Origin of the sequence: Puia sp. (genome assembly GCF_036500295.1) — a bacterium.
Lineage (GTDB): Bacteria > Bacteroidota > Bacteroidia > Chitinophagales > Chitinophagaceae > Puia.
Genome location: NZ_DASYCH010000004.1, coordinates 1 through 7,084, shown reverse-complemented (window position 1 = coordinate 7,084; position 7,084 = coordinate 1). Strand labels below are relative to the sequence as shown.

The 7,084-nt window shown below is 57.2% G+C and carries 5 protein-coding genes; all 5 read right to left on the bottom strand.

All coding sequences use genetic code 11. The features are described from left to right. Positions 1-1,041: cytosine permease (locus VGM48_RS02530; RefSeq protein WP_331576138.1), on the bottom strand; the 1,041-nt coding region annotated here is incomplete at its 3' end. 23 nt (positions 1,042-1,064) lie between these two features. Next, positions 1,065-2,420 (bottom strand): aminotransferase class III-fold pyridoxal phosphate-dependent enzyme, encoded by a 1,356-nt coding sequence (locus tag VGM48_RS02525; protein ID WP_331576137.1) that lies wholly within the window; start codon positions 2,418-2,420, stop codon positions 1,065-1,067. A gap of 46 nt (positions 2,421-2,466) precedes the next feature. Beyond that, positions 2,467-3,972, bottom strand: a complete 1,506-nt coding sequence (locus VGM48_RS02520; protein WP_331576136.1) for a CoA-acylating methylmalonate-semialdehyde dehydrogenase — start codon at positions 3,970-3,972, stop codon at positions 2,467-2,469. Between the two features lie 81 nt (positions 3,973-4,053). Continuing rightward, positions 4,054-5,049 (bottom strand): YncE family protein, encoded by a 996-nt coding sequence (locus VGM48_RS02515; RefSeq protein WP_331576135.1) that lies wholly within the window; start codon positions 5,047-5,049, stop codon positions 4,054-4,056. An 87-nt stretch (positions 5,050-5,136) separates the two neighbouring features. After that, positions 5,137-6,942 carry an ABC transporter ATP-binding protein gene (locus VGM48_RS02510; protein WP_331576134.1) on the bottom strand — a complete coding sequence of 602 codons (1,806 nt, stop codon included), beginning with the start codon at positions 6,940-6,942 and terminating at the stop codon, positions 5,137-5,139. Between the last annotated feature and the right edge of the window lie 142 nt (positions 6,943-7,084).

Here is a 7,084-nt window from a genome sequence, read left to right as displayed (position 1 = left end):
GAAGTCATTGGCAGGGCTTACGATATTTGCGGCGATATTGGTGGCGAGGGTAGAGATGGCGACGGCGATCATGGCGATGCTTACGAGCAGCTTGCTATCGAATTTTCCTGCCAGTACGACGGGGTCCCAGATGGTCGTTCCGTAGATGATCGTGGTAGCGGAGGTCACCACTACGCCGATGAAGGAGAACAGGGTCATCGAAGCCGGCAGTCCGATAGCCTGGCCTCTTACCTGCGCCCGCTGACTGACGGCATAACGGGTAAAGTCGGGTATGTTCAGGGAGAGGGTGGCCCAGAAGCCTACCATTCCTGTCAGCCCCGGGATAAAGAAGGCCCAGAAGGCGGAACCGGAAAGACGGGAGGGCTGGGTCAGGATGGGTCCCAGTCCGCCGTGTACCTGTGCGATCGCCCACCAGAGCAAGGCGAGTGCCGCCACGGGGAGGAAAAAAGCTTTAAACACCAACAATTTGCGGATGCTTTCCACGCCCAGCCAAACGACGTACATATTCAGGAGCCAGAACAGGAAGAAACAGATGGCGGGTCCGGTAGCCAGTCCCCAGGAGGCGGGGAAGAGCGGGGGCAGGGCAGCGATCGAGGGCATCCACATCCGGACCATCTGGTAGAGGGCGAAGCCGCCGATCCAGGTTTGGATGCCGAACCAGCCGCAGGCTACGATGGCGCGGAGCATCGCGGGGATATTGGCGCCTTTCACTCCGAAGCTGGCGCGAGCGAAAACGGGAAAGGGGATGCCATATTTTGCGCCGGCGCGTCCGTTGAGGATCATCGGCACCAGTACGATGCTATTGCCAAGGAAGATAGTGCCGATCGCCTGCCACCAGTTCATGCCGCCGCCGATCAGGGAGCTGGCCAGCATATAGGTGGGGATGCAAAGGCTCATGCTGATCCAAAGTGCCGCATAGTTCCAGGTGGTCCAGCTCCTTTTCTCCGTTGGAATGGGCGCCAGGTCCTCACTGTACAGTGAAGGGGAGGGCACAGGGGCGTTTGGCGTGCCGGGGGAGGACGAAGGGAGGGATGACAACATAGGCGATATGCGGGTTGTGTTGGTTAATGGGTGACAGGTGCATCGGCGATGGTCAGGGCTTCGCTGATGATCGCCAGCCCTTCGTCCAGTTGTTCGCGGGTGATGCTCAGGGGCGGGGCCACAAAGACATAGTTCCAGCGGACGAAGGCATACATACCAAGCTGCCTGATCCGGGCAGCCACCTGGTTCATGACGGCCATTTCGCCGGGGTTTGCGTTAAAGGGGGCCATGGGTTCTTTTGTCGCGCGGTCCTTTACCAGTTCGAAACAGCCAAGCAGACCGGTGTTCCTGAAATCTCCGATACAGGGATGCTGTTCCTTCAGAAGCGCCGCCTGTTGATCGAGATACCGGCCCATGGCGGCGGCGTTTGCCAGGAGGTTCTCGTCCTCGTAGATCTTCAGCACCTCCACAGCCGCGGCGCAGACGACGGGATGGGCGGAATACGTGAGTCCCAGCCAGAGGATGCGGTCGTTGAAGTGGTCGGCTATCTTGTCGGTGACGATGAGGGCGCCGAGTGGAAGGTATCCGGCCGTGATGCCTTTGGCGGTGGCGATCATATCGGGTACGACGCCATGCAGTTCGCTTGCAAACCATTTTCCCGTTCGTCCAAATCCGCTCATCACCTCGTCCGCGATCAGCAGGATACCATACTTATCGCAGAGCGCCCTTATCTTTTGCAAGTAGTCCGGCGGGTATTTTATACAACCGGAGGTGCCGCTCTCTCCCTCCATCAGGATGGCGGCGATATTCTCCGGGCCTTCGAATTGGATGACCCTTTCTATATGCGATACGCATTCCCGGTGACAGGTTTGGATCTCCTGGCTCCAGGGGCAGCGGTAGCAGTAGGGGTCTTCGACATGGACGAAATTGGGAGCCTGCTGGGAGTCGGAGGGTAGTTTCCGGGGGTCGCCGCCGGCCGTCATCGCTCCATAGGAGGCGCCGTGAAAGGCACGGTAACGGGTAATGATCTTATGGCGGCCGGTGTAGAGACGGGCCAGTTTGATGGCGTTCTCTATTGCCTCTGCCCCTCCTGTCGTGAACAGGGTCTTTTTAAGATTGCCGGGGGTGATCTCCGCCAGTTTTTTTCCCAGGTCGCCCCTTGCCTTTGTAACGCATCCGGGAGTGACATAGCTCACCTCCTGCATCTGGCGCATGACGGCGTCGGTCACGCGCTGATTGCCATGGCCGATATTGACGTTCATCAGCCCGGAGGAAAAGTCGATATAGCGCCGGCCGTCGTAGTCATAGAGGTAAACGCCTTCGGCGCGCCGGATGGCGAGGGGAGTGACGCCTTTTTGTTTGCTCCAGGAGAAAAGCGTGTAGTCGAGGCTGTCCTGTATGATCTCCTGTGCTTCGGATATAGTTGTTTGTGCTGGCATACATGTTTTTTTGCGTTGTCAAAGTCAGGGGGCCGGGGTGGGGTGGCTAGCTCATCCAATTGGTCCCGGCTTCCGGATTCCATTTGACGGTGCTTTTCTTTAGCCGCGTCCAGAATTCGATGGAGCTTTTGCCGGTGATATCGCCCACGCCGAATTTACTTTCGTTCCATCCTCCGAAGGGAAAGGGTTCGCGGGGGACGGGTACGCCGACATTGATGCCGACCATGCCGGCGCTGGCGTGGTCGATGACATAACGTGCGTAGCTGCCGTTCTGGGTAAATACGGAGGCGGCATTGCCATAGGGGCTGGCGTTCTCGATGGCGAGGGCTTCGTCGAGGGTATTGACGTGAAGGATGCTGATGACGGGGCCAAAGACCTCGTCTTTTGCGATTGCCATATCGGGGGTCACCTGGTCGATGACGGTCGGTCCTATATAGGTGCCGTTCTCTTTTCCGGGGACGGTAGCGCCTCTGCCGTCGACCAATATTTTTGCTCCCTGCTCTTCGGCTTCCGTGATATAGCGGGTGATCCTTTCTTTTGCGGCTTTGTCGATAACGGCGCCCAGGTTTGTGCCGGGGACGATCTTACGGGCTTCCGCGCAGATCTTATCGATGATGGCGTCCACATCGCCGACGGCCACCATGGCGGAAGCTGCCATGCAACGCTGGCCGGCGCATCCGCTCATCGAAGCGGCTACGTTCTGGGCGGTCATATCGGGCTTTGCGTCGGGCAGCACAAGCAGGTGGTTCTTGGCGCCGCCGAGGGCGAGACAGCGTTTGAAGTGGGATGTAGAGCGTTGATAAACGATCTTTGCGATCTTTGTCGACCCGACGAAGGATACGGCTTCGATGCCGGGATGGTCACAGATCGCCTCTACGATCTCGCGGTCACCGTTTACGATATTTAGAACGCCATCGGGCAGACCGGCCTCTTTCAGGAGCAGGGCGATCCGGGTGACGCTGAGGGGTACTTTTTCGGATGGTTTGAGGATCATGCAATTGCCAAGGGCCAGGGCGTTGGGGATCGTCCAGTTGGGCACCATGGCCGGGAAGTTAAAAGGGACGATGGAGGCGACGACGCCGACGGCGGCATGTTCGGTCCGGCATTCCACGCCCTTGCTTACTTCCAGTACTTCGCCCGTCACCAGTTGGGGCAGGGAGGTGGCGAATTCGGTGAGCTCGATGCATTTTTCTATCTCGGCGATGGCTTCACCCATGGTCTTGCCGTTCTCTTCGCTGACGAGGGCGGCGAGTTCCTGCAGGTTTTTCTCCAGCAGGTATTTATAGCGAAAGAAGACCTGTACTCTTTCCTTGATGGGCGTCCTGCTCCAGCGGGGGAAGGCTGTCCGGGCGGATCGGACGGCGGCGTCGAGGTCGGCGGCGGATGAACAGGGCATTTCGGCGAGGAGGGCGCCGTCGAGGGGAGAAATGACGGGGATGCTACGGGTAGCAGCGCTGCCGGTGAACTGTCCGTCGATAAAATTTTTTATGCGGCCATACTTGCCGGCTGCATTACTTGTGCTGGTGACGGGTTCGGAAATGGCTGTTTGCATACATTCTTGGTTATGTACGACAATTTAGCGCAAAAATGGCAGATTACGCGCCGATTTTGGAATGCGGTCAAGCGGCAGGGATCACTTCCGGCTGACGACCAGTACCTGGAAGGTTCCGGGCTTTTGTTTGGGTCGTTGGCCGGCTGCGGCGGGTTCCGTCTCGGCGGCAGGCAGGTAGACCTGGTGGGTCTTTTCGTCGACTGCCACGGTGCGGGCGCTGCGTTTGGTAGGCACATTGCCGATCACTTTGAAAGAAGCGGCCGATCCTTCTTTGATCACCGTCAGCATGCCTTCGCCGCAAGAGGCGAAGACCATCTTCAGACCGCTGTCAAAACCAACGCCATCGCATCCGTCGCCGATCGGCAGTTTCTCGACGATGGCGCCGCTGCCGGCATCCATGACGACCAGGAACTTATCACAGCCCGCGAAGAGTCGTTTCGTTTTTGTGTCGATGGCCAGGCCGGTGGGCCCTTCGGCCGTGAGGGGCCAACTGGTGACGACCGCATTGGTACGGATATCCACCACCGTGATCTTATTCTTGTCTTCGATATTCACGTAGATCTTACCGGCATCGTCGGAGACAGCCGTCTCGGGCTTGCCATCCAGGGCGATCGTTGCTACGACCTGTTCGCTGGCGGCGTCGATGACGGTCAGGTCATGGCTTCGGCCGTTGCAGGTGACGATCTTTTTAGAGAAAGGGTCATAGAGGATCGCATCGGGGTTTTGGCCGGTGGCGATCTGCCTGAGGATGGCGGATGTCTTTATATTGAAGACCGTGACATTGTTCAGCCGGCCGTTGCTGGTATAACCTTTTCCGGCCGGTTCATCGAAGGCGATGCCATGGACGCCGGTTGTATTCGGGATGACGCCGACGGAATCGCCCGTCTGCTGGTCGAGGATATTCACCCGGGTGCCATGCGAGACATAGAGCTTTTTATCGGGTCCGACGGAAATATAGTCCCATCCGCCGGGGCTGCCGATGGGAAAGGATCTTGTAAGACTAAAGCCACTGCCGTTCTGCGCGGTGGCGGTCCCGATGGTCAGGATGAGGAGGGCAAGCGTAAGGGATCGTTGCATGATGGTTATGGTTTGCGTTATGATTGCAAACTAATACAGCATACTGGGGACATTCTGAATTACCCGAAGCAGGGGGCTTTGCCGGGCTCAGCTCACTCTTTTCCCCTGGAGCAGCATATCGACGGCCTGGTCGAGGCTGCCGGCGCGGATGATCTCTCCGGAATTGACGAAGAAGATCTCATCGGCGTTCTCGATCGTGTTCAGTCGATGGGCGATGATGACGCGGGTGGTGGTATCGGGCAGTTTTCGAAGGATATCCTCCAGCATCTTTTCCGTTACCGTGTCGATATTGGCGGTCGCCTCATCGAGGATCAGCAGTTCGGGGTTGCGGAGAACGGCGCGGATAAAGGCGATGAGTTGTTTTTGTCCGAGGCTGATGCCGTCGCCTGCCGATAGGATGGGGGTTTCAAGGCCCTGGTCAAAGCGGGACAAAAGTGTTTCGAGGTTGGCGTCATGGATCACTTGCTCCAACTGTTCGTTGGAGAAGTCCAGGTATTGTCCGTTGCCGTAGAGGATATTATCCCGGACGGTACCGGTAAAGAGAAAGGGTTCCTGCAGTATAAAGCCGATCTTCCGGGTCCTTTCTTCCGTGGTATAAGTGCGGATATCTTTCCCGTCAAGGAGTACGGCGCCGTCGGTGGGATCGTAAAGGCGGGCGATCAGGGAGGCCGTGGTGGTCTTGCCGCCACCGGTGGGGCCTACCAACGCGTATGTTTTGCCTTTTTCCATCCGGAAGTTATTATGATGAAGGACGTCTTTGCCGTCGGGATAGCGGAAAGAGACCTGCCGGAATTCGAGGAGGGCGGGGGAACTGTTGCCATTGCCGTTGGTCGATGGGGTGACGGCCGGTGCGCGTGCGGCGGCGGACAAGGTAACGAGATCGGATTCCATCGACAGGATATGGGAGATGCGATCCCATCCGGCGAGGGCCACCTGGAAATTGGCCCAAAGGGCCGCCATTTGCTTCAGCGGGTCATAAAAGCTGGTGGCGTAGATAAAAAAGCTGATGAGGAAGCCGGCCGTAAAAGAACCGGCGGTGATGAGGTAGATGCCATAGAACAGCACGATCAGTTGGCCCATGCTGGCCAGGAAGCCATAGACGGGGGTGAAGATGCCGTTGGCGATGCCGGCGCGAAGGGCGCTGGAATAATTCCGATGGTTGGCTTCCTTAAAGCGCGCGCGGAAATAATCGCGGCGGTTGAACGCAAGGATCACCTTGAAATTGTTGAGGCTTTCCTGGATCTCGGCGCTCATGCCGCCGACATTTTTTAGGTTGATGGCGTTCTTTCGTTTGACCCAGGGGGAAAGGAATTTTGTAAACAACCACATGAGGAAGGCCGGCGCAAGGGTAGCGAGTCCCAGGCGGAAGTTGAGGGCGAGGAGGAAAACGCCTGCGCCGATGATAATAAAAAAGCTGGAGACGAACTGCATCAGGGACTGGGAAAAGAACTGGTTGAGCTTATCGGTATCGTTGTTGACGCGGGAGATAAGGTCGCCTGCTTTGTTCTGTGAGAAAAAGGCGACGGGCAGTTCCTGCAGTTTGTTAAAGATCGTGTTGCGAAGGGTGAAGAGCAGCCTTTGCCCGAAATTCCCCATCAGGATCGTGCGGAGATAGATCGAGCCGAGGTTTACCATATAGATCAGCAGCAACCAACCGCAGTTGACCAGGACCCCGTGATAGTCTTTATGAAAGATAAAATCGTTGATCGTGGTGCCGATGATATAGGGTCCCAGCATGGTCAGGAATGCATAGGCCAGCATTGCGAACAGGGCCAGCACGAGGTTGCCCCTTTCTTGCGGGAGCAGGTTGATCAGCCGGCGGAGGGCGGACCAGGTGGCGGTCTTTGGCTGTTCGGCGGTGAGGCTATTTAGATTGTAATTCTTGTTGCTCATAGTGGCTGGTGCTTCTTTGTGATTGATAGATCTGTACATATTCCGGGCAGGTCTGCATCAGATCGGCATGTGTGCCGGATGCGATCATTTCTCCTTCCATCAGCAGGATGATCTGTTCATAATCTTCGATGGAGTCGATCTT